19 protein-coding genes are annotated in these 23753 nt (G+C 60.4%); 13 read left to right on the top strand and 6 right to left on the bottom strand.

All coding sequences use genetic code 11. The features are described 5' to 3' along the window. The first annotated feature begins 34 nt into the window (after positions 1-34). The 4 genes from prpC (at position 35) to prpD (ending at position 6611) form a co-directional block, all read left to right on the top strand. Positions 35-1162 carry a bifunctional 2-methylcitrate synthase/citrate synthase gene (prpC, locus tag OSC50_RS05910; RefSeq protein WP_266246341.1) on the top strand — a complete coding sequence of 376 codons (1128 nt, stop codon included), beginning with the start codon at positions 35-37 and terminating at the stop codon, positions 1160-1162. A gap of 136 nt (positions 1163-1298) precedes the next feature. Beyond that, positions 1299-3893: a Fe/S-dependent 2-methylisocitrate dehydratase AcnD gene (acnD, locus tag OSC50_RS05915; RefSeq protein ID WP_181081672.1), complete on the top strand. Its 2595-nt coding sequence runs from the start codon at positions 1299-1301 to the stop codon at positions 3891-3893. An 11-nt stretch (positions 3894-3904) separates the two neighbouring features. Next, a complete protein-coding gene (prpF, locus tag OSC50_RS05920) occupies positions 3905-5095 on the top strand; it encodes a 2-methylaconitate cis-trans isomerase PrpF (protein ID WP_266246340.1) in 1191 nt (396 codons plus the stop codon). Positions 5096-5126: 31 nt separating this feature from the next. After that, positions 5127-6611 (top strand): 2-methylcitrate dehydratase, encoded by a 1485-nt coding sequence (gene prpD / locus OSC50_RS05925; RefSeq protein WP_266246339.1) that lies wholly within the window; start codon positions 5127-5129, stop codon positions 6609-6611. A gap of 846 nt (positions 6612-7457) precedes the next feature. Here prpD and OSC50_RS05930 read toward each other — a convergent pair. The 5 genes from OSC50_RS05930 to OSC50_RS05950 are packed head-to-tail and all read right to left on the bottom strand — an operon-like array spanning position 7458 to position 12952. After that, on the bottom strand, positions 7458-8186 hold the full coding sequence (locus OSC50_RS05930) for an alanyl-tRNA editing protein (protein WP_253508927.1): 729 nt from the start codon (positions 8184-8186) through the stop codon (positions 7458-7460). Positions 8187-8188: 2 nt separating this feature from the next. Next, entirely contained in the window at positions 8189-9181 is a 993-nt protein-coding gene (locus OSC50_RS05935; RefSeq protein WP_181076160.1) for a serine O-acetyltransferase, read from the bottom strand. 37 nt (positions 9182-9218) lie between these two features. Further along, the gene (locus tag OSC50_RS05940; protein ID WP_253511900.1) at positions 9219-10133 is read right to left on the bottom strand and encodes a PLP-dependent cysteine synthase family protein; all 915 of its coding nucleotides are present in this window, start codon (positions 10131-10133) and stop codon (positions 9219-9221) included. A 24-nt stretch (positions 10134-10157) separates the two neighbouring features. After that, the gene (moeB, locus tag OSC50_RS05945) at positions 10158-12020 is read right to left on the bottom strand and encodes a molybdopterin-synthase adenylyltransferase MoeB (protein WP_266246338.1); all 1863 of its coding nucleotides are present in this window, start codon (positions 12018-12020) and stop codon (positions 10158-10160) included. A gap of 38 nt (positions 12021-12058) precedes the next feature. Then, the gene (locus OSC50_RS05950; RefSeq protein ID WP_181076180.1) at positions 12059-12952 is read right to left on the bottom strand and encodes a DMT family transporter; all 894 of its coding nucleotides are present in this window, start codon (positions 12950-12952) and stop codon (positions 12059-12061) included. Positions 12953-13112: 160 nt separating this feature from the next. Between OSC50_RS05950 and OSC50_RS05955 the strand changes: the two genes are divergently transcribed. Then, positions 13113-14537 carry an aminotransferase-like domain-containing protein gene (locus OSC50_RS05955; protein WP_253508923.1) on the top strand — a complete coding sequence of 475 codons (1425 nt, stop codon included), beginning with the start codon at positions 13113-13115 and terminating at the stop codon, positions 14535-14537. A 90-nt stretch (positions 14538-14627) separates the two neighbouring features. On the opposite strand, the gene ppsR is transcribed toward OSC50_RS05955, so the two are convergent. Then, the gene (ppsR, locus tag OSC50_RS05960; RefSeq protein ID WP_266246337.1) at positions 14628-15446 is read right to left on the bottom strand and encodes a posphoenolpyruvate synthetase regulatory kinase/phosphorylase PpsR; all 819 of its coding nucleotides are present in this window, start codon (positions 15444-15446) and stop codon (positions 14628-14630) included. A gap of 177 nt (positions 15447-15623) precedes the next feature. Here ppsR and ppsA point away from each other — a divergent pair, with 177 nt between their 5' ends. The 8 genes from ppsA (at position 15624) to OSC50_RS06000 (ending at position 23722) form a co-directional block, all read left to right on the top strand. Further along, entirely contained in the window at positions 15624-17999 is a 2376-nt protein-coding gene (ppsA, locus tag OSC50_RS05965; RefSeq protein ID WP_181076156.1) for a phosphoenolpyruvate synthase, read from the top strand. A 106-nt stretch (positions 18000-18105) separates the two neighbouring features. Further along, positions 18106-19095 (top strand): alpha/beta fold hydrolase, encoded by a 990-nt coding sequence (locus OSC50_RS05970; RefSeq protein WP_181076154.1) that lies wholly within the window; start codon positions 18106-18108, stop codon positions 19093-19095. 187 nt (positions 19096-19282) lie between these two features. Continuing rightward, the gene (gene rraA / locus OSC50_RS05975; protein WP_181076152.1) at positions 19283-19774 is read left to right on the top strand and encodes a ribonuclease E activity regulator RraA; all 492 of its coding nucleotides are present in this window, start codon (positions 19283-19285) and stop codon (positions 19772-19774) included. A 25-nt stretch (positions 19775-19799) separates the two neighbouring features. Then, positions 19800-20795, top strand: a complete 996-nt coding sequence (locus OSC50_RS05980; protein WP_181076150.1) for a zinc transporter ZntB — start codon at positions 19800-19802, stop codon at positions 20793-20795. A gap of 86 nt (positions 20796-20881) precedes the next feature. Continuing rightward, positions 20882-21127, top strand: coding sequence for a hypothetical protein (locus tag OSC50_RS05985; protein WP_005790375.1), 246 nt, complete (start codon positions 20882-20884; stop codon positions 21125-21127). A 4-nt stretch (positions 21128-21131) separates the two neighbouring features. Continuing rightward, on the top strand, positions 21132-21956 hold the full coding sequence (locus OSC50_RS05990; protein ID WP_181076148.1) for a mechanosensitive ion channel family protein: 825 nt from the start codon (positions 21132-21134) through the stop codon (positions 21954-21956). An 87-nt stretch (positions 21957-22043) separates the two neighbouring features. Next, positions 22044-22634 (top strand): RNA polymerase sigma factor SigX, encoded by a 591-nt coding sequence (gene sigX, locus OSC50_RS05995; protein WP_003193286.1) that lies wholly within the window; start codon positions 22044-22046, stop codon positions 22632-22634. A 107-nt stretch (positions 22635-22741) separates the two neighbouring features. Then, positions 22742-23722 carry an OmpA family protein gene (locus OSC50_RS06000; protein ID WP_181076146.1) on the top strand — a complete coding sequence of 327 codons (981 nt, stop codon included), beginning with the start codon at positions 22742-22744 and terminating at the stop codon, positions 23720-23722. Positions 23723-23753: the final 31 nt, after the last annotated feature.

Consider the following 23753-nt stretch of genomic DNA (forward strand, 5'->3'; position numbering starts at 1 on the left):
GCCTCCCTGATAATTACAAAATTGGAGAAGAACCATGGCTGAAGCAAAAGTATTGAGTGGCGCCGGCCTGCGTGGCCAGGTGGCCGGGCAGACTGCACTGTCCACCGTGGGCCAGGCCGGTGCCGGCCTGACCTATCGCGGCTACGACGTGCGTGAATTGGCCGCCGACGCGCAATTCGAAGAAGTCGCCTACCTGCTGTTGTACGGCGAGTTGCCGAGCAAAACCGAATTGGCGGCCTACAGTGCCAAGCTGAGCACGTTGCGCGACCTGCCGCAGGCGCTCAAAGAAGTGCTCGAACGTATCCCCGCCGACGCCCACCCGATGGACGTGATGCGCACCGGTTGCTCGTTTCTGGGCAATATCGAGCCGGAAAAAGACTTCGGCGCCCAGCGCGATGTCACCGACCGCCTGCTCGCCGCATTCCCGGCGATCATGTGCTACTGGTATCGCTTCAGCCACGACGGTAAGCGCATCGACTGCGTGAGCGACGAGCCGAGCATCGGCGCTCACTTCCTGCATCTGCTGCACGGCAAGAAACCGAGCGAGTTGCATGAAAAAGTCATGAACGTATCGCTGATTCTCTACGCCGAACATGAATTCAACGCCTCGACGTTCACCGCGCGGGTCTGTGCCTCGACCTTGTCGGACCTGTATTCCTGCGTCACCGCCGCCATCGGTTCCCTGCGCGGCCCGCTGCACGGCGGCGCCAACGAAGCGGCGATGGAGATGATCGAGCGCTTCGCCTCGGCCGAAGAAGCGGTGGAAGGCACCCTCGGCATGCTGGCGCGCAAGGACAAAATCATGGGCTTCGGCCACGCGATCTACAAAGACAGCGACCCGCGCAACGAAGTGATCAAGGGTTGGGCGAAAAAACTCGCCGATGAAGTAGGCGACACCGTGCTGTTCCCGGTCTCCGAAGCCATCGACAAAACCATGTGGGAACAGAAGAAACTGTTCCCCAACGCCGACTTCTACCATGCCTCGGCGTACCACTTCATGGGCATCCCGACCAAGCTGTTCACGCCGATCTTCGTGTGCTCGCGGCTTACAGGATGGGCGGCCCACGTATTTGAGCAGCGCGCCAACAACCGCATCATCCGTCCAAGCGCCGAGTACATCGGCGTGGAGCAGCGCAAGTTCGTGCCAATCGAACGTCGCTGAATGGGAATACCGACGATCCCGAAGTGGAAACCGGACCCAGTGTGGGAGGGGCAAGCCCCCTCCCACATTAAGTCGCATTTCAATTTTGGATCGGAGCAGGTCCTCCTTTTGCAATCACCGTGACCGAGTCCTGACGATGAACACTGAATTTCGCAAACCGCTCCCCGGCAGTCGCCTGGATTACTTCGACGCCCGTGCGGCGGTCGACGCCATCCGTCCCGGCGCCTATGCCACGCTGCCTTATACCTCTCGTGTACTCGCCGAGAACCTGGTGCGCCGTTGCGAGCCTGCCACCCTCAACGCCTCCCTGAGCCAGTTGATCGAGCGCAGGCGCGATCTGGATTTTCCGTGGTTTCCGGCGCGTGTGGTGTGTCATGACATTCTCGGTCAGACCGCACTGGTCGACCTCGCCGGCCTGCGCGATGCCATCGCCCTGCAAGGCGGTGATCCGGCGCAGGTCAATCCGGTGGTGCCGACACAGCTGATCGTCGACCACTCCCTGGCCGTCGAAGCCGGTGGTTCCGACCCGGACGCGTTCGAGAAAAACCGCGCCATCGAAGACCGTCGCAACGAAGACCGTTTCCACTTTATCGAATGGACCAAGAAAGCCTTCAAGAATGTCGACGTGATCCCACCGGGCAACGGCATCATGCACCAGATCAACCTGGAGAAAATGTCCCCGGTGATCCAGGTGCGCGACGGCGTGGCGTTCCCCGATACCTGCGTCGGCACCGACAGCCATACCCCGCATGTGGATGCCCTGGGCGTGATCGCCATCGGCGTCGGCGGCCTGGAAGCCGAAAGCGTGATGCTCGGCCGCGCGTCGTGGATGCGCCTGCCGGAAAGCGTGGGTGTGGAACTGACCGGAGAACTGCAGCCTGGCATCACCGCCACCGATATGGTGCTGGCGCTGACCGAGTTTCTGCGTCAACAAAAAGTGGTCGGCGCCTGGCTGGAATTCTTCGGTGAGGGCGCGTCCAAACTGACCCTCGGCGACCGCGCAACCATCTCCAACATGGCCCCGGAATACGGCGCCACGGCGGCGATGTTCTACATCGACCCACAGACCATTGCCTACCTCAAACTCACCGGCCGCGAAGACCAGCAGGTCGCGCTGGTCGAGCAATATGCTCGCCATACCGGGTTGTGGGCCGACGATCTCAAGGGCGCGCAATACGAGCGCGGCCTGACCTTCGACCTGTCCAGCGTGGTGCGCAACATGGCCGGCCCGAGCAACCCGCACGCCCGCGTCGCCACCCGCGACCTGGCCGCCAAAGGCATCAGCGGCCAATGGGACGAAGTGCCCGGCCAAATGCCCGACGGTGCGGTGATCATTGCCGCCATCACCAGCTGCACCAACACCAGCAACCCGCGCAACGTAATTGCCGCAGGCCTGTTGGCGCGCAACGCCAACAAACTGGGGCTCACGCGCAAGCCGTGGGTCAAGTCGTCCCTGGCGCCAGGCTCGAAAACCGTGGCGATGTACTTGGAAGAAGCCGGCCTGGGCCATGAACTGGAAAAACTCGGTTTTGGCGTGGTGGCGTTTGCCTGCACCACGTGCAATGGCATGTCCGGCGCGCTCGACCCAGCGATCCAGCAGGAAATCATCGACCGCGACCTGTATGCCACCGCCGTATTGTCGGGCAATCGTAACTTCGATGGGCGCATCCACCCGTACGCCAAGCAAGCCTTTCTCGCCTCGCCGCCGCTGGTGGTGGCGTATGCGATTGCCGGCACCATCCGTTTCGATATCGAGAAAGACGTGCTGGGCTTCGACGCCGACGGCAAGGAGATCCGCCTGCAGGACATCTGGCCGAGCGACGCAGAAATCGACGCGGTGGTCCAGGCGTCGGTCAAGCCGGAGCAGTTTCGCGCGGTGTATATCCCGATGTTCGCGATCCACGAGGACACCGGCCCGAAAGTCGCGCCGCTGTACGACTGGCGTCCGCAGAGCACCTATATCCGTCGTCCGCCGTACTGGGAAGGCGCGCTGGCCGGGGCGCGGCCGCTCAAGGGCATGCGGCCGCTGGCGGTGCTGCCGGACAACATCACCACCGACCACCTGTCGCCATCCAATGCGATCATGCTCGACAGCGCCGCCGGTGAGTACCTGGCGAAAATGGGCCTGCCGGAGGTCGACTTCAACTCCTATGCCACTCACCGTGGCGACCACCTGACCGCGCAGCGCGCCACCTTCGCCAACCCGAAACTGTTCAACGAAATGGTGGTGGAAAACGGCAAGGTCAAGCAGGGTTCCCTGGCGCGCATCGAGCCGGAAGGCAAGGTCACGCGGATGTGGGAAGCCATCGAAACCTACATGGAGCGCAAACAGCCGCTGATCATCATCGCCGGCGCCGACTACGGCCAGGGCTCGTCCCGTGACTGGGCGGCCAAGGGCGTGCGCCTGGCCGGCGTGGAAGCAATTGCCGCCGAAGGGTTCGAGCGTATCCACCGCACCAATCTGGTGGGCATGGGTGTGTTGCCGCTGGAGTTCCTGCCGGGTACCAACCGGCACACCCTGCAGATCGACGGCAGTGAAACCTATGATGTGGTCGGCGAACGCACCCCGCGCGCGCAACTGACGTTGGTGATCAACCGCAAGAATGGCGCCCGTGTCGAAGTGCCGGTCACCTGCCGCCTGGACACCGCCGAAGAAGTGTCGATCTACGAGGCGGGTGGCGTATTGCAGCGTTTTGCCCAGGACTTCCTGGAATCGGCGGCGACCGCCTGAGGAGGATGACCATGGCACACGCACCGCAAATCAAAATCCCCGCCACCTATATGCGTGGCGGCACCAGCAAGGGCGTTTTTTTCAGCCTCCAGGACCTGCCCGCGTCGGCGCAGGTGCCGGGTGCGGCACGCGACGCCTTGTTGTTGCGAGTGATCGGCAGCCCCGATCCCTACGACAAGCAAATCGACGGCATGGGCGGCGCCACGTCCAGCACCAGTAAGACGGTGATCCTGGCCAAGAGCACCCGCGCCGATCACGACGTGGATTACCTGTTCGGCCAGGTCTCCATCGACAAGCCCTTCGTGGACTGGAGCGGCAACTGCGGCAACCTGTCGGCGGCGGTGGGTTCGTTCGCCATCAGCGCCGGGCTGGTGGACCCGGCCCGTGTGCCGCGCAATGGCGTGGCCGTGGTGCGCATCTGGCAGGCCAATATCGGCAAAACCATTATTGCCCACGTGCCGATCACCGATGGCGCGGTTCAGGAAACCGGCGACTTCGAATTGGACGGCGTGACCTTCCCGGCCGCCGAAGTGCAGTTGGAATTCATGGACCCGGCGGCGGACGAAGAGGGCGGAGGCGGCTCGATGTTCCCCACCGGCAATCTGGTGGACGAGCTGGAGGTGCCGGGCGTCGGCACGTTCAAGGCCACGCTGATCAACGCCGGCATCCCGACGATTTTTATCAACGCCGAAGACCTCGGTTACACCGGCACCGAACTGCAAGGCGCGATCAACAGCGACCCCAAGGCCCTGGCGATGTTCGAGACCGTGCGCGCCCATGGCGCTCTGCGCATGGGCTTGATCAAGCATCTGGACGAAGCCGCCCAGCGTCAGCACACGCCCAAGGTAGCGTTCGTGGCCAAACCCGCCGATTACGTGGCCTCCAGCGGTAAGGCGATCAAGGCCGGCGACGTGGATTTGCTGGTGCGCGCGCTGTCGATGGGCAAGTTGCACCACGCCATGATGGGGACGGCGGCGGTGGCGATCGGCACGGCGGCGGCGATTTCCGGGACGCTGGTCAACCTGGCGGCCGGTGGCATCGAGCGCAACGCCGTGCGCTTCGGGCATCCGTCCGGCACCTTGCGCGTGGGGGCCGAGGCCACCCAGGTGGACGGTGAATGGGTGGTGAAGAAGGCCATCATGAGCCGCAGTGCCCGGGTATTGATGGAAGGCTTCGTGCGCGTACCCGGGGGCTCCTTCTAAAGCGCAACACCAATCCTTGTGGAGAACTGCCATGAGCGCCAACGTCGACCAGAACAACCGTCCTGACTATGATCAGGTCCTGCAGGACATCGCCGATTACGTTCTCGATTATCGGATCGCATCCCAGGCCGCCCTGGACACCGCACGCCACTGTCTGATGGACACCCTCGGCTGCGGCCTGCTGGCCCTGCGTTTCCCCGAATGCACCAAGCATCTGGGGCCGACGGTGGAGGGCACGGTGGTGCCGTTCGGCGCGCGGGTGCCGGGTACTTCATTCCGGCTGGACCCGGTCAAGGCCGCGTGGGACATCGGCTGCCTCGTGCGCTGGCTCGACTACAACGACACCTGGCTCGCCGCCGAATGGGGCCACCCTTCGGATAACCTGGGCGCCATCCTCGCCATGGCCGATCACCTCTCGCAAAAGCGCGTGGCCAATGGCGATGCGCCCTTGACCCTGCGCGCGGTGCTGGAGGCGATGATCATGGCCCATGAAATCCAGGGCGTGATAGCCCTGGAAAATTCGTTCAACCGTGTCGGCCTCGACCATGTGCTGCTGGTGAAAGTCGCCTCCACCGCGGTCAGCGCCAAACTGATGGGCGCCAATCGCGAGCAGTTACTGTCGGCGCTGTCCCATGCATTCGTCGACGGCCAGGCGTTGCGCACCTACCGCCACGCGCCGAATGCCGGTTCGCGCAAATCCTGGGCGGCGGGGGACGCTTCAAGTCGCGGCGTACGCCTGGCGGATATCGCGCTGCGTGGCGAAATGGGCATCCCGGGGGTGCTGAGTGCGCCGCAATGGGGTTTCTATGACGTACTGTTCAGCCACACAAACAAGGACTTGGCGCTCAAGCCCGAAGACCAGCGTGCATTCAGCTTGAGTCAGCCTTATGGCACCTATGTGATGGAGAACGTGCTGTTCAAGATCAGCTTTTCCGCCGAGTTCCACGCGCAGACCGCCTGCGAAGCGGCGGTGAGGTTGCATCCACAGGTCAGGGACCGCCTGCACGAGATCGAACGCATCGTGATCACTACCCATGAGTCAGCGATTCGCATCATCTCCAAGGTCGGCCCCCTGGCCAACGCCGCCGACCGCGACCACTGCCTGCAATACATGACCGCCGTGCCCCTGGCGTTCGGCAACCTGGTGGCCGAGCACTACGAGGATACTTTCCATGCCGCGCACCCGATCATCGACGTGCTGCGCAACAAGATGGTCATCGTCGAGAACCCGCGCTACAGCCGTGAATACCTGGAGGCCGACAAGCGTTCGATTGCCAATGCGGTGCAAGTGTTCTTTACCGATGGCACTTGCACCGAAGAGGTGGCGGTGGAATATCCGATAGGTCATCGCCGCCGTCGGGCGCAGGGCATTCCATTGCTGGAAGACAAGTTCAAGGCCAACCTGGCCACGCGGTTTACCGCGCAGCGCAGTGCCGAGATTTTTGCGTTGTGCAAGGATCAGGCGAAGCTTGAAGCCACCCCGGTCAACCGTTTCGTGGACTTGTTCGTGATCTAGCAGGATGCGCCGAGCTAAACCTGTGGCAGGGGCGGTGCGACGATTTGACAAGCCTGCTCACCACAGCAAGCCCGTTCACTACAAGAACCTCATTTTCTCAGGCTATGTTTTCACCGAAGACATGCAGCCACCAACCCTAACCACGATGCGAAGCGAGCCGCTCTTGCTCTCGCTTTTGACCTCAGGCGCCCCGTTAACCACGCTGGCCGGAATTCGGCATTGATTTGGGGGGTAAACCGGCAGGGATGCCGGTTTAGCCGCCCCGCGCCATGGATGGCGCGTGGCGGCGGCCCCCCAAATCAATGTCGGATTCCGGGCACACCGAGCCTGAGCGAGGTGCCGAGTGGTGGGGCGAAGCGTTTTTGGTTACTTTTGGCGCTCTTCCAAAAGTGACCCGCCGTAAGGGCGGAACCCATAGCCGCCATGACCGCAGCAACGGATATGTACTCGGTCTGACCCAACATCCTGGTCGGCTGTCAGGCCGCCATCGGGGGCAAGCCCCCTCCCACAGTTAGATTCCTCTGGGTCAGAGAGGGATCACCACTCGCTACATCCAAACACCTAACTCAGCAACACCGCGCCATCCGGCGACTCGGTGCATTTGGCCCCGATAGCCATAGATATCTACACACGTTTCAAAGGTTGAAATAACTCTGTGGTGAGCGGGCTTGTCCCGCGTTGGGCTGCGAAGCAGCCCCATTTGAGGCGAAGTGGTTTAGCTGACACACCGAGGTGCCTGGGTTTGGGGCCGCTTCGCGACCCAGCGCAGGGCAAGCCTGCTCACCACAACAAGGCTGCTCACCACCATAGCCTGCACCACAACCCCTTCCCATATTTGAAGGGCATTCACTCGAACCGAAGGATCACCCGGCGGTTGTGCTTGCTCTTTTTTTCGATCTTTTCGCAGAACACCCGGCCGATTTCCTCGGTGTTGAGCACGTGGGTGCCGCCGCATGGCTGGATATCGATCCCAGCGATTTCAATCACGCGCACCGAACCCTGCACTACCGGTGGTGCGACGGCCTGGGTGCGAGTGATCTGCAGCAGGGTGGTGTATTCCGAGGCCGGCATCGACAGCGTCTTGACCGGATGCGCCTGTTCGATCAAGGCGTTGAGGTCACGGGTGATGCTATCTTTGTCGAGAGTCATTTCCGGCAGGTCGAAATCCAGGCGCCCCTTATCGGCGCTGATGCTGCAGCCGGTCACAGGCGCGTCGATAAGCGAGCACAGCAAGTGCAGGCAGGTGTGCATCTTCATGTGCTGGTAACGCCGCTCCCAGTCGAGGCCGGCGTCCACCTGTACGCCGGCGGTCAATTGCTCGGGGCACTGCTCGACCTGATGCCAGATGATCGAGCGCAGCACCGGGTCGCGCACCGTGCCCGTCACCGCCACTCGGGTTCCGTCGGGCAGAGTGATATGCCCGGTGTCGCCCGGTTGGCCGCCGCCTGTAGGGTAGAACAAGGTGTGCTCCAGGGCGATGCCGTGTTCGCTGACGGCAATCACCCGGGCGCTGAAGGCGTTCTGATAGGGCGCGCTGTCGAACAGCGCCAGGGTTTCCATGGTGTGCACGGACATGTTCAACCTCCGACGATCGATGGGCTGGCTTGCAACAGGTGGCGCACCATTGCGCTCAAGCCAGGGGGGGAGAGCAGGGTGATTTCAAATTCCGGCCCGCAGACCTTCAGGTTCAGCGGCAGGCGCGGCAGGTGGCTGGCGGGCTCTAGCCGGTGCAGGCGAAATTGCAGGTGGTGGCGCTCCTTCACCGTGGGCTCGAGCATCAACCCCGGCAGCGGGTGGAAGTCGGCGTCCAGTACCGTGACCTTGTGGCTGGCCGTGATCTCGCCCACCACGTGCAAGCGTTCGTCCAGGGCAAAGGCACCGAGGTACTGGCTGTGGTCCGACTCATCGTTCTTTTGCAACTGGATCTGGTTGACCACCTTCACCTTGGTGCCGGCGGGCACGTCTTGGGTAATCACGCAGGACGGGCTGATAAATACGTTGTCGCCGATCTGCACATAGCCGAGCACACGGGCGCCGGAGCCAACCTCGACATTGTTGCCCAGGCGCGGATGGCGCTTGCCGTCGGGGTTATTGGCGATGCCCCGGGCGCCCAGGGTTACGCCGCAGAGGATGTAGCAGTCATTGCCGATCTCGCAGGTTTCGCCGATCACCGTGCCGTAGCCGTGGTCCAGCACGAAACGCCGTCCGATGCGTGCTGCCGGGTGTATCTCGGCGCCGGACAACACCTTGCCCTGGTTGCTGAGCTTCAAAGCGATACGCGAGAAGACGCCGTTGATGCGGTCGGGGAAATTCCACACCAGGTGGGCGAGGCGGTAATACAGCACGGCCTTGAATGACGCGTAGGACTCCAGGATCAGCTCACCACGCCCTCGGGAGGCCGGGTCGCGGTAGGCGTATGCGATCAAGTCTTCGGCCACTGCCTGGGCCGCGTTCTGGATCAGCGGCGCCAGATGGGGTTCCAGCTGCTTCATCTGCGCGGGCGTGAGGGTCTTGATGAGATGGGTGAGCAACTCATCGTGCAGATGTTGCATGTCGATAAAGCCACCCATGGAGGCACCCCCGCGTTCTGGATCATTGAAAAACCGGTTATTCGAAACTGGGCAGGTAGCTGTCGGCATTGTCGTAGACCATGGTCAACACCACCGTTTCGGGCGGCAGTTCGGGGGCGAGCCTGGCAATGGCCACCATATTGGCGGCGGAGGACAGGCCCAGGCTGATGGCATCGGTGCGCATGATGCGCTTCATCATGTCGAGACAGTCCTGGTGCGACACCTTGAGCATGCCGTCGATCACATCCAGGTTGAGGATGCTGGGAATCAGTCCGATCGACAGGCCCTGGATGTGGTGCGGCGCGTGCCGGTTTTGTAACAGGTCGCATTCCTCCGGTTCCACGCCCATCACCCGGATGGCCGGCCAGGTGGTCTTCAGCGTTTCACCGATCCCGGTGATATGCCCGCCGGTGCCGATGCCGCTGACGAAATAGTCCACGCGGCGGTCGCCGAAGGCACGGATGATTTCCCGTGCCGTGGTATCGCGGTGGGTCTGCGGGTTGGCGCCGTTGCGTTGCTGGTTGAGCATCACGTAGCTGGGGTTTTCCAGCTGCAGTTCCATGCACTTCTCACCATGGGAATTGTTACCGAGGCGGCTGTCCGACAGCACTACCTTGGCTCCATACAGGCGCAGCAATTTCTGTTTTTCCGGGCTGTAATTGTCGGGGATCACCAGCACCACTTTGTAGCCGAGCACGTTGCCGGCCATCACCAGACCGATACCGGTATTACCGCCGCTGGGTTCGATGATCGTTTGCCCGGAGTCGCGGATCAGTACGCCGCGGCGCTCGGCGTCGAGGATCATGCCCAAGGCGATGCGCGCCTTGTGGCTGCCGCCGGGATTGAGGGATTCGAGCTTGGCGTAGACCTCGATACCAAGGTCTTCGGAAAACTGCGCCAGGCGCACGATGGGCGTCTGGCCAATGGCGTCGAGAATAGAGTTATGCAACATCAGGTAGGAGCCCATGGCGGGTGATCAGTACAAAGGCATGTCGGGTTCGACGTCGCGAACCCAGTGTTTCATGCCGCCTCGCAGGACTTTGGTGTTGGCAAAGCCCGCCGCCAGCAACGTGCTGGCGGCCTGCTCGGCGCGGCTGCCGGCGTAGCAGATCAGGTAATGGGTGTTATCGCGGCTGAGGCGATCGAGTTGCCCGTCCAGCTCGGCCAGGGGGATATGCACCACGCCCGGCAGTTTGCACACCTCCAGTTCGCTGGCGTCGCGTACGTCCAGCAGCACGTCGGCGCTGCTGGGGTGTTCGATGACCTGTTTGAGCCCTTGCGGCTGGATGTAGCGTTCCTCGGCCAGTGCGGGTTGGCGTGGCACGGCATCGGCGCACACGGCTGGCGCCACGGTTTCGCTGTGGCGCAGTTCCGAGCAGCACGGGCAATCGGCGCGACGCTTGAAGCGGATTTCGCTGAATTTCATCGCCAGGGCATCGAAACGCATCAGGCGGCCGGATAACGGTTCGCCAAGGCCGATCAGCAGTTTGATCGCCTCGGTGGCCTGGATCATCCCGACCACGCCGGGCAACACGCCGATCACACCGCCGGCGCTGCAATTGGGCGCCAGTTCGGCGGGCGGGGCGCTCGGGAACAGGCAGCGATAACACGGCCCACCTTGGTAGTTGAGCACGCTGATCTGACCGTCGAAGCGGTAAATGGCGCCATATACCAAGGGCTTGCCCAGCTGTACGCAGGCGTCGTTGACCAGGTAGCGCGTGTCGAAATTGTCGGTGCCGTCGATCACCAGGTCGTAGGCACCCACCAGCTCAAGGGCATTGTCGGCGGTCAGCGCGGTGTCGTGCGCGTTGATGCGGATATGGCGATTGAGGTCCTGCAGGCGCCGTCTGGCGGACTCGACCTTGGGCAGACCCAGGGTGCTGTTGCCATGCACGATCTGGCGTTGCAGGTTGCTGCTCTCCACCACATCGAAATCCACCAGTCCCAGGGTGCCGACGCCGGCCGCCGCCAGGTACAGGCTGATCGGCGAGCCAAGGCCGCCGGTGCCGATGATCAGCACCTTGGCTTTCTTGAGGCTCAACTGGCCTTCGCGACCGACGCCGGGCAGGGTGATGTGACGCACGTAGCGCTGCACTTCTTCATTGCTCAAGGTGTCGACGCCGATGCCGCCGGAGGTGGCGAGCAGCACTTCGATGCTGGCCTTTTCGGGCAGCAGGTCGTCGGCCGCGATCAATTCGTCTTCGGCGGTGAACAGGAAGTGTTCCTTGAGCTGGTTGTTCTTTTCGTGGAACAGATGCGGGCGCAATTGCGGGTGGCTGTTGCAGAGGTTTTCAATGACTTCGCGCAATGTCGATCCGGCGCCCTCGAGGGTCGATTCCGGTAGCTTGGCCACGCGAACCAGAATGTCGGGGAAAGAGACAGCGTTCATGGACAACTCCGTGTGCAGGTCGTTGAAAGGTTGTGCGGCGAAATGCTTGCCGTCCCAGGCAAACAACTTGGAGCCCAGGGCCTGGCCCTGGCGAACGTCGACTACCAGGTAGCTGACCGGGTAGATCGGCTCGCCCATGAACAGCGCCTTGTCCTGGTCTTCGTCGCTGAAATAGGCACCGACATCCGGGTGCGAGTGGTAGATCACCACTACCGGGTTGTCGCTGCGAAACGCCTTGTTCAGCAGCAGCGTGTCGGCCACCGAGAAGGTGTAGCCATCGGCCGCGCTGCGCGGGTACATCTCGGGGTCCTTGCGGTGCAGTTCATTCTGGATATTGCTGCCCAGGTACACACTGCCGTCGGCGAAGACAAAACCACAGCATTCTTCGGGATAACTGCGGCTGGCGTGGGCGTAGATCTGTTCCAGGGCATCGGGGCGGAGCACTTCCATGTTTCTCTCGCGTTGCTGGGGTGGTTGGGTCGGGCGGGTCAATTTTTCTTGGCCAGCAGTTTTTCAATCGGCAGTTTGGTGATTGCAAAGCCGGCCAGCAGGATCGCCGAGTAGAGCATCAAGTCATGGGAGATCGGCACGCCTTCATACCAGGCGCCGATGATGACCGCGAATACCGGGAAAATGATGAACACGAACGACAGGATGATCGGGCTCAGGCGCTTGAGCAGCATGAAGTACACGATAAATCCGCCCACCGAGGCCACCAGCCCCAGGTAGAGCAACGCGCTCCATGAGCGCAGGGTGATGGCGTCGAAACTCGGTGTTTCAACGAACAGGCCGGCGATGAACAGCATCAGCCCGGCAATCCCGATGGGCAGGGTGTTGTAGCTGATTACGCTGATGGCGCTGCCTTTGAGCTTGGTGATGACGTAGCACAGGGCATGCATGATCGCAGCGGTCAAAATCGCCAATACGCCCAGGAATTCGGCGTGGTCCAGGTGCAGGCCCTGGCTCCTGATGATCATGTAGAGGCTGCCGAAACCGATGCCGATGCCGACCACCTGGGAAAAGTAGATGCGCTCGCGAAGGAACAGCGCGGAAAAAATCAGAATGAATACCGGCATGCAGCTGAATAACAGGGCGGTAAGGCCGGACGATACGTGCATCTCGCCGTAATTGAGCAGGTAGTAGGGAACGCTGAAATACGACAACGTCACGAAGACAAAGAACCAGCGACTCTCGCGGGGAAACAGGATCGGCTCGCGTCGGGCCAGGGCAAAGCACAGGAACAGTGGGAAGGCGATCAGAAAGCGCAGCCCGGCTGAGGTCAGCGGCGGCACGCTTTCCACGGCGATCTTGATGCCCAGCCAGGTCGTGCCCCAGCTCAGGCACACGATCAGGAACAACACGCTGGTGACCAGTCCGGCCACCCACTGTTTTTGCGTTTTTGTTTTCGCGGTGTTTTCGAGGACGGCGGACATTGGCATCGTTTATTGCTTCCCTGAGCCAGAATTGAACTCTATATTGAACTTGTAATGAGTTGTTAAAATCGGCGATTGAACCCGTAAAAGCACACTATTAGGGCTAAAGATGGCTGTCAAAACAAATATTGACATGGTGTCAATTATGCGTGAGGGGTTGTCCAACGGGCAGGGCGTCAAGTACAAGCGCCTGTCCGATGTGATGGAGCGCGGCATCCTTGAAGGCTTGATTGAACCTGGACGAAAACTGCCGCCCCATCGGGTGCTTTCCGACAACCTGGGTGTAACCATCGGCACCATCAGCCGGGCCTACGGCGAACTGGAGCGCCTCGGGCTGGTAGTGGCGCGCGTGGGCGACGGCACGTTTGTGCGCAAGCGGGGGATGGAACGTCAGCGCGATGAAGGGTTTCGCAATGTCAGCGAAGAGCCGCGCCAGTACTTCGACATGAGTCGCAACATGCATATTCCGGGGCAGGAGACTGCCTTCCTGGCCCAGAGCTTCCAGACCCTGGCGACCAATGCCAAGTTTTTGCAGGACATCAGCGCCTACACGCCGGATGCCGGCCTGCCGCGCTATCGCGACGCGGGTGCGCAGTGGCTGGTGCAGCGCGATTTTCATCCGATTCCCGAACAGGTCATCTGCGTCAATGGCGGCCAGCATGGGTTGCTCTGCGCGATGATGGCGTTGCTGCGCGCAGGGGACACGGTGGTCACCGAACAGCTGACCTATCCCGGGCTGATCACCGCCGCGCGGATGCTTGGCATCCGCCTGATCGGGCTGGAAATGGATGAAGAGGGTCTGTTGCCGAGCGCGCTGGATGAAGTCTGTCGGAATCACCGTATTTCGGCGCTGTACTGCACGCCGACGATTCAGAACCCGACCACCGCGGTGCTGTCGGTGGCGCGGCGTGAAGCGCTGGTCAAAGTATGCCGGGAACACAACCTGTTGATCCTTGAAGACGAGGCCCACGGTGTACTGGTGGAAGACCGGCCACCGCCGCTGAGTTTTTTCGCCCCCGAACGTACGATTTTAATCAGCAGCCTGAGCAAGGCCGTCTCGGCGGGCCTGCGGGTGGGCTATGTGCACGCACCGCCGGCGTTGGTCAGCCGCATCTCGGCGGCGTTGCGTTCAACCTGCTGGATGGCCACGCCGGTGACTCTGGAACTGGCCACGCAGTGGATCGAGAACGGCACGGCGCAGTACCTGCTCAGCCAGCAGATCAGCGAAATCAGCCGGCGCAAGGCATTGGTGCGCGACTTGTTGGCGGGCCTTCAATACCGCACCCACCTCAACAGCCCGCACTTCTGGATTGAAGTGCCGGAGCCTTGGCGCGCGTCGGAAATCGAGGCGGAGCTCAAGCAGAATAATTACCTGATCGCCACCGCCGAAGCCTTTGCCGTGGGGCAGACGGCGGTGCCGCAGTTTATTCGTGCAAGCATCTGCAACACGTCGGGAGACGATCAGTTGTTGAGGGCGGGATTCGACGCGTTGGCGACGGCTTTGGGACAGGGTGGGGGGAGGTTTCAGTTGTAAGGTTTGAGGTGCAAGCTTCAAGCTTCAAGCTTCAAGCTGCAAGACGAGAGCGGAGTGGCTTTAGCTTGCAGCTTGCAGCTTGAGTTTGCCTTACTTAAACCTTCGTTCCACACCTTTCTCCACCAGAATCTTGGCCGAAATCTCTTCCACCGAAAAATGCGTGGAATTGATGTGCGCAATATTCTCGCGGCGGAACAGGTTTTCCACTTCGCGCACTTCAAATTCGCATTGGGCGTAGCTGGAGTAGCGGCTGTTGGGCTTGCGCTCGTTACGGATCGCGGTAAGGCGGTCCGGGTCGATGGTCAGGCCGAACAGTTTGTGCGAATGGGCGCGCAGGGCCATGGGCAGGGTGAGGTGCTCCATATCGTCTTCGGTCAGCGGGTAATTGGCCGCACGGATACCGAATTGCATGGCCATATATAAACAGGTCGGCGTTTTGCCGCAGCGGGACACCCCCACCAGAATCAGGTCGGCCTTGTCGTAGTAATGGGTGCGGGCGCCGTCGTCGTTGTCGAGGGCGAAGTTCACCGCTTCGATGCGCTCCATGTAATTGGAGTTATGCCCAATGGAATGGGACTTTCCTACCGAATAAGAGGAATGTTCGCTCAACTCCTGTTCCAGTGGCGCCAGGAACGTGGAGAAGATGTCGATCATGAAACCATTCGAAGTGGCGAGGATCTCACGAATGTCCTGATTGACGATGGTGTCGAAAATGATCGGCCGAAAACCGTCTTTTTCAGCCGCCAGATTGATTTGTTGTACCATGGCCCGCGCTTTATCCACGCTGTCGATATAGGGTCGCGTGAATTTGGCGAAGGTAATGTTTTCGAACTGCGCGAGCAGGCTTTGGCCCAGGGTTTCGGCTGTGATGCCGGTGCCGTCGGAGATAAAGAAAGCAGATCGTTTCATTTGAGCCCTGGGCCTTAAGCTGATGACGAATCTTGGATATGATAGGCGCGATTTTGCCGTCCCACAGAGGGCCGCATTCTCACTTATTTTCCAGGTCCAGGCCACAAACGCTGGCGAACGCTCCTACGAGCAGTCGGCGTCCTGAGCTTTTCCAACACAGTTAGTGGAGAGATCACCTTGGTAGAGTACGTAGTTTCCCTCGATAAGCTCGGCGTCCATGATGTAGAGCATGTGGGGGGCAAGAACGCATCCCTCGGCGAGATGATCAGTAATCTTGCAGGCGCTGGTGTCTCGGTGCCGGGTGGTTTCGCCACCACGGCCCAGGCTTACCGCGATTTCCTCGAACTGAGCGGCCTCAATGCTCAGATCCACGCCGCGCTGGATGCCCTGGACGTCGACGACGTCAATGCCCTGGCCAGGACCGGTGCCCAGATCCGCCAGTGGATCATGGAAGCCGAGTTCCCCGAAAAGCTCAACGAAGAAATCCGCGCGGCGTTTGCCACCTTGTCGGCGGGCAACCCGGACATGGCCGTTGCCGTGCGCTCGTCGGCCACCGCCGAAGACCTGCCCGACGCTTCCTTCGCCGGCCAGCAGGAAACCTTCCTGAATATTCGCGGCGTGGAAAACGTGATCCGCGCGGCCAAGGAAGTGTTTGCCTCGCTGTTCAACGATCGCGCGATTTCCTACCGCGTGCACCAGGGTTTCGACCACAAACTGGTGGCCCTGTCTGCCGGCGTACAGCGCATGGTGCGTTCGGAAACCGGCACCGCCGGCGTGATGTTCACCCTCGATACCGAATCCGGCTTCCGTGACGTGGTGTTTATCACCGGCGCCTACGGCCTGGGCGAAACCGTCGTACAAGGCGCGGTCAACCCCGACGAATTCTACGTACACAAAGGCACCCTCGAAGCGGGTCGCCCGGCTATCCTGCGTCGCAACCTGGGCAGCAAGGCCATCAAGATGATTTACGGCGACGAGGCCAAGGCCGGTCGCTCGGTAAAAACCGTTGAAGTCGACAAGGCCGAGCGCGCGCGTTTCTGCCTGACCGACGCTGAAGTCAGCGAACTGGCCAAACAAGCGATGATCATCGAGAAGCACTACAAGTGCCCGATGGACATCGAGTGGGCCAAGGACGGTGACGACGGCAAGCTGTATATCGTGCAGGCGCGCCCGGAAACCGTGAAGAGCCGTACCTCCGCCAACGTCATGGAGCGTTACCTGCTCAAGGAAACCGGCACCGTGCTGGTGGAAGGTCGCGCCATCGGGCAGCGCATCGGTGCGGGCAAGGTGCGGATCATCAAGGACGTGTCCGAGATGGACAAGGTTCAGCCAGGCGACGTACTGGTTTCCGACATGACCGACCCGGACTGGGAACCGGTGATGAAACGCGCCAGTGCCATTGTCACCAACCGTGGCGGGCGTACCTGCCACGCGGCGATCATTGCCCGTGAGCTGGGGATTCCTGCGGTGGTAGGGTGCGGTAATGCCACGCAACTGCTTAAGGACGGCCAGGGCGTGACCGTTTCCTGTGCCGAAGGCGACACCGGTTTCATCTTCGAAGGCGAACTGGGCTTCGATATCAAGCAGAACTCCATCGACGCCATGCCGGACCTGCCGTTCAAGATCATGATGAACGTCGGCAACCCGGACCGCGCCTTTGACTTCGCGCAATTGCCGAACGCCGGTGTAGGCCTGGCTCGCCTGGAGTTCATCATCAACCGCATGATCGGCGTGCACCCCAAGGCGCTGCTGAACTACGACGGCCTGCCGCTGGATATCAAGGAAAGCGTCGACAAGCGCATCGCCGGCTACAACGACCCGGTTGGTTTCTACGTTGAGAAGCTGGTGGAAGGCATCAGCACCCTGGCGGCGGCGTTCTACCCGAAAAAAGTCATCGTGCGTCTGTCGGACTTCAAGTCCAACGAATACGCCAACCTGATCGGCGGCAAGCTCTACGAGCCGGAAGAAGAAAACCCGATGCTGGGCTTCCGGGGTGCCTCGCGCTACATCAGCGAAGCGTTCCGTGATTGCTTCGAGCTCGAATGCCGTGCCCTCAAGCGCGTGCGCAATGAGATGGGCCTGACCAACGTCGAGATCATGGTGCCGTTCGTCCGCACCCTGGGTGAAGCGAGCCAGGTGGTGGATCTGCTGGCCGAAAACGGTCTGTCCCGTGGTGAAAACGGGCTGCGCGTGATCATGATGTGCGAGCTGCCATCCAATGCGATCCTGGCCGAAGAGTTCCTGGAGTTCTTCGATGGTTTCTCCATTGGCTCCAACGACCTGACCCAGCTGACCCTGGGCCTGGATCGTGACTCCGGGATCATCGCGCACTTGTTCGACGAGCGTAACCCGGCGGTCAAGAAGTTGCTGGCCAATGCCATCCAGGCCTGCAATAAGGCCGGCAAGTATATCGGCATCTGCGGCCAGGGCCCTTCGGACCACCCTGACCTGGCCAAATGGCTGATGGAGCAAGGTATCGAAAGCGTTTCGCTGAACCCCGATTCGGTGCTGGAAACCTGGTTCTTCCTGGCGGAAGGCCAAGCGTCCGCCTGAGGGCGATCCGTCAAAAGTGCCGGTCAACCGTGAAGGTTGACCGGCATTCTTATCTGTACAGGGCGGGAATCCGTGTGGACGCCGCCCTTTTTTGTGCAAGAGCATTATGCAAAGCAGCAGCAATCTGTTTCCTGTCGCCCTGATCAGCGCTGAGCGTCGTGGCGACCTGAGTGAAGATGTGTATCGCCTCAAACCCGGCAATAGCCCCGACGGCACCGTCGAGTTGGCCGTGACCCGTCTGGGCCTGGCCGATGTCCCGGAAAACCGGGGCACCCCGGTAATTTTGTTGCACGGCAGTTTTTCCAATCGACGCTTCTGGTATTCGCCCAAAGGCATAGGCCTGGGCGCCTATCTGGCGCGGCGAGGCTTTGACGTGTGGATTCCGGAAATGCGCGGCCATGGTTTGTCTAAGCGCAATCAGGCCTATGCGTGCAACCGGGTGGCAGATTATGCGCGGTACGACTTGCCAGCCATCGGTGCGTTCGTGCGTGAGCAAAGCGCGCAGATCCCGCACTGGATCGGACACTCCCTGGGCGGCACGACCCTGGCGGCGGCGCTGGGGGGCCAGTATTTAGGCGCCCCGGCGGTGGCTTCGGTCGCGTTATTTGGCTGTCAGGTCAGTCGCAACTACTGGCCGTTGAAAATTCCCCCGGTGGAGTGGGGCGGGCGCTTTATTCTCAAGCGAATGGCCGAGGTGTCCGGTGCGCGTTTCAAACGCGGGCCTGAAGATGAGCCGGTGGGGGTATTGATTGAAACCATGCGCTGGCACGGGTTGTTCGGGCGTTTCGGCGATGCCGAGCGTGATTGGTGGAAGGGCTTGGCGGACGTCGACGTGCCGTTGTTGGCGGTGAGTGCGGCGGGTGACCATCAAGACCCGGACTGGGCCTGCCGCAAGTTGTTCGAGCAGGTCGGCACTGAGCATCGCCAGTACCTGTGCCTGGGGCGCAGGCACGGATTTACCGATGATTTCGGGCATGTCGAGATGCTGGTGAGCAAGGCTGCCCAGGTCGAGGTCTGGCCTTTGGTGGAACAGTGGTTGAAAGACCCCATCACACCGTTGTTCGGTGTGCCGGCGCAGGCCCTCGCGGCGGTTTGACGCAGCGCTCTGCCAAGGGCGTTTCGCTCCTGTGAGGTTGCGGCTAAGATATGACGCGCCAAACGCTTCTGGTCATATTCAGTCGCGTAGAGGCTATTGCGTTGCAGCGATACCAGTGGGATGTTTCTCACCCGTTTCGCCCGGTACTTCCTTGAAAGACACTTCTTTGGCAGAAAGGAATTTTTCGATGAACCATTACGTGACCCCCGACCTGTGCGACGCCTACCCCGAATTGGTGCAGGTGGTCGAGCCTATGTTCAGCAATTTCGGCGGCCGAGATTCCTTTGGTGGCGAGATTGTCACCATCAAGTGCTTCGAAGATAACTCGCTGGTCAAGGAACAGGCCGACCAGCCGGGCGCCGGCAAGGTGCTGGTGGTCGACGGTGGTGGTTCGCTGCGCCGCGCGCTGCTTGGTGACATGATTGCCGAGAAAGCCGCGAAAAATGGCTGGGAAGGGATGGTGATCTACGGTTGCATCCGCGATGTCGACGTCATCGCCCAGACCGATCTTGGCGTGCAGGCTTTGGCCAGTCACCCGATGAAAACGGACAAGCGCGGCATTGGCGATCTGAATGTCGTGGTCACCTTTGCCGGCGTGACCTTCCGCCCGGGCGAATACATCTATGCCGACAATAACGGCGTGATCGTGTCGCCCAGCCCGCTGAAAATGCCTGAATAAACTGCAATAGCCGACTGGGGTGAGGATGTTCGAGGAAGAAAACGCGCAATGGGGGCTGGTGCATGCCCTGGTGCTGGACGGTAAAGGCGGTGCGCGTTCGATTGCCCGGACTGAGCTTGATGACCTGCAACTGCAGCCTCAGGAAAGCCTGTGGCTGCATTGGGATCGCAGTCATCCGCAAACCCAGACCTGGTTGCGTAAATCCAGTGGCTTGAGTGAATTCGCCTGTGACCTGCTGCTGGAAGAGAACACCCGGCCGCGCTTGTTGCCGCTGCCGGATTCGCAGTTGCTGCTGTTTCTGCGTGGGGTCAACCTCAACCCGGGCGCCGAGCCGGAGGACATGGTTTCGGTGCGTATTTTCGCCGCCGCCAACCGCGTGATTTCCCTGCGTCTGCGCCCGCTGCGCGCTACCGATGAGCTGCTGGTGCAGTTGTCGGATGGCAAGGGGCCGCGCACTGCGTCCGAACTCATACTTTATATGGCGCAGTACCTGACCAATAAAGTGCAGGACCTGGTCACGGATTTGTCTGAAATCGTCGATACCGAAGAAGAAAAACTCGATACCGACGAACGGTATACTCCGGAGCACGGCAGCATTTTGCAGATCCGTCGGCGCGCAGCCGGGCTCAAGCGTTTTCTCGCCCCGCAGCGAGATATTTTTGCCCAGCTCACGCGGATTAAATTGCCCTGGTTTTGTGACGACGATGCCGACTACTGGAACGAATTGAACAACAGCCTGACCCGCTACCTGGAAGAGCTCGAATTGACCCGGGAGCGCGTGGGGCTTGTGCTGGAGGCCGAAGACCGGCGCTTGAGCGTGCGCATGAACCGCACCATGTACCGCTTCGGGATCATCACCGGGATCTTCCTGCCGATGAGTTTCCTGACCGGCCTGCTGGGCATAAATGTTGGGGGTATCCCGTTCTCGGCCAGCCCCTACGGATTCATGATTGCGTGCCTGCTGATGGTCACTGTGGCACTCGGGCAATGGTGGCTGTTTCGACGATTGCGCTGGGTTTGAGCTGAATATGAGCTGAACGTAGGAAGGGTCTTATGTGACCCGATGAAATTTACCCTCGTCTTTTAAATCACTTGCGAGAGGTCTTTATGCACGATCCGTTCGAACAGTCTTTGCGTGACATGCTCAATGCTTCGCCGTCCAACCGCGACGACGATGCGTGCCTGGGTCGCGTGCTGAAAACCGCCAACCGTCAGGTAGGGGCGGGGGATCTGTTCGGGTTGTTGGGTCGTTGGCTGCCGGCATTGATGATGGCGCTGAACAACGGTTCGGCCCATGTGTCACCGGTTTCCCGGCGTAAACCTCTTGCTCGCACTGCTGATAAGGCTGACTGAAACTATGGAACTTGATCTCTGGACTCAGAGCCTGGTTACTGCGATGACCGCATTGTGGACCAAGGTGGCGAATTTCATTCCCAACCTGTTTGGGGCGCTGGTCCTGGTACTGCTGGGCTTTGTGGTGGCCAAGCTGCTGGACACCCTGTTGTCCAAACTGCTGGCAAAGCTGGGCCTGGACCGTTTGATGGCCGGCACCGGCCTGACCAAGCTGCTGGGGCGCGCCGGGCTGCAAGTGCCGATTTCTACGCTGGTGGGCAAGATCGTCTACTGGTTCGTTCTGTTGATTTTTCTGGTTTCTGCGGCCCAGTCCCTTGGACTTGAGCGAGTTTCAGCTACGCTCGACATGCTTGCGCTGTATTTGCCGAAGGTTTTCGGCGGCGCGCTGGTGTTGCTGGTAGGCGTATTGCTGGCGCAACTGGCCAATGGGCTGGTGCGCGGCGCCGCCGAAGGCGTGGGGTTGGACTATGCCGCCGGCCTCGGGCGAATTGCTCAGGGGCTGGTGATCATCATCAGTATTTCGGTCGCGATCAGCCAGTTGGAGGTCAAAACCGACCTGCTTAACCACGTGATTGTGATTGTTTTGATTACCGTTGGTCTGGCCGTTGCGCTGGCCATGGGGTTAGGAAGCCGGGAAATTGCCGGCCAGATTCTTGCGGGAATCTACGTGCGCGAGTTGTACCAGGTAGGGCAACAGGTGCGTGTGGGCGAGGTCGAAGGGCAAATCGAGGAGATCGGTACCGTCAAGACGACAGTGCTGACCGACGACGGTGACCTGGTGTCGTTGTCGAACCGGATTCTTCTCGAGCAGCAGGTCAGTAGCCGCTAAACCGGCAAACCCTGCTAATGTACGCCGCCGCGAACCCGGGTGACCGGGCCGCAGCGGACATTGACCTGACTGTCGGCACGACTTGTTTTGAATAAAGCCCAAACGCTGTCTACGCGCTATGACCCCCGTGAGCTCTCTGATGAGGAGCTGGTCGCGCGCTCGCATACGGAGCTGTTTCACGTAACACGCGCGTACGAAGAATTAATGCGCAGATATCAACGCACTCTGTTCAACGTTTGTTCAAGGTATTTGGGGAACGATAGAGATGCGGACGATGTCTGTCAGGAAGTGATGCTCAAGGTGCTTTACGGCCTCAAGAACTTCGAGGGCAAATCGAAGTTCAAGACCTGGCTGTACAGCATCACGTACAACGAGTGCATCACGCAGTATCGGAAGGAACGGCGAAAGCGTCGCTTGATGGACGCTTTGAGTCTGGACCCCCTTGAGGAGGCGTCTGAAGAAAAGGCGCCGGCACCCGAGGAGAAGGGCGGACTCGATCGCTGGCTGGTGCATGTGAACCCGATTGACCGGGAAATTCTGGTGCTACGATTTGTCGCAGAGCTGGAGTTCCAGGAAATCGCCGACATCATGCACATGGGTTTGAGTGCTACAAAAATGCGTTACAAGCGTGCTCTTGATAAATTACGTGAGAAATTTGCGGGCGAGACTGAAACTTAGTGCGTAGCAAATATCTCTTACGTGTAGGCAAGTTCTGTTAGACTTGTCGCCGAGTTGTCCCCCGGTTTGTGGGACTGCTTTACAATCACCAGATGGGGATTTAACGGATGAAACTGAAAAACACCTTGGGCTTGGCCATTGGTTCTCTTATTGCCGCTACTTCTTTCGGCGTTCTGGCACAAGGCCAAGGCGCAGTTGAAGGCGAGCTGTTCTACAAGAAGCAGTACAACGATAGCGTCAAGCACATCGAAGACGGCTTCAATCCTGGCGCTCGCATCGGTTACTTCCTGACCGACGACCTGTCCTTGAACCTGTCCTACGACAAGACCAACCACACCCGTTCGAACGACGGTACTGGTAGCCAGAAAATCAAAGGCGATACCGGCAGCCTGGTTGCCCAGTATCACTTCGGTCAAGCTGGCGTCGACTCCCTGCGTCCATACGTAGAAGGCGGTTTCGGTCACCAGAGCCGTACCAACGTACAGGCTGACGGTCACAGCGGTCGCGATCAGACCACTTTCGCCACTGTCGGTACCGGCGTTAAGTACTACTTCACCAACAACCTGTACGCTCGTGCCGGTGTTGAAGCTGACTACGGTCTGGACAACGGCAAGTGGGACTACTCCGCACTGGTCGGCCTGGGCGTAAACTTCGGCGGTAACGCTGGCGCAGCTGCTCCAGCTCCTACCCCAGCACCAGCTCCAGAGCCAACTCCAGAGCCAGAAGCTCCAGTTGCTCAGGTTGTTCGTGTTGAGCTGGACGTGAAGTTCGACTTCGACAAGGCCGTTGTTAAGCCTAACAGCTACGGCGACGTGAAAAACCTGGCCGACTTCATGGCTCAGTACCCATCTACTAACGTAGAAGTAGCTGGTCACACTGACTCCGTAGGTCCAGACGCTTACAACCAGAAGCTGTCCCAGCGTCGTGCTGACGCTGTTAAGCAAGTCCTGGTTAAAGACGGCGTGGCTCCTAGCCGTGTAACTGCTGTAGGTTACGGCGAATCCCGCCCAGTTGCTGACAACGCAACTGAAGCTGGTCGTGCTGTTAACCGTCGCGTAGAAGCGTCGGTTGAAGCTACCGCTCAGTAATACTGAGTTGTAGAAAAAACCCGGCTCAGGC

It is taken from the genome of Pseudomonas quebecensis, assembly GCF_026410085.1.
Lineage (GTDB): Bacteria > Pseudomonadota > Gammaproteobacteria > Pseudomonadales > Pseudomonadaceae > Aquipseudomonas > Aquipseudomonas quebecensis.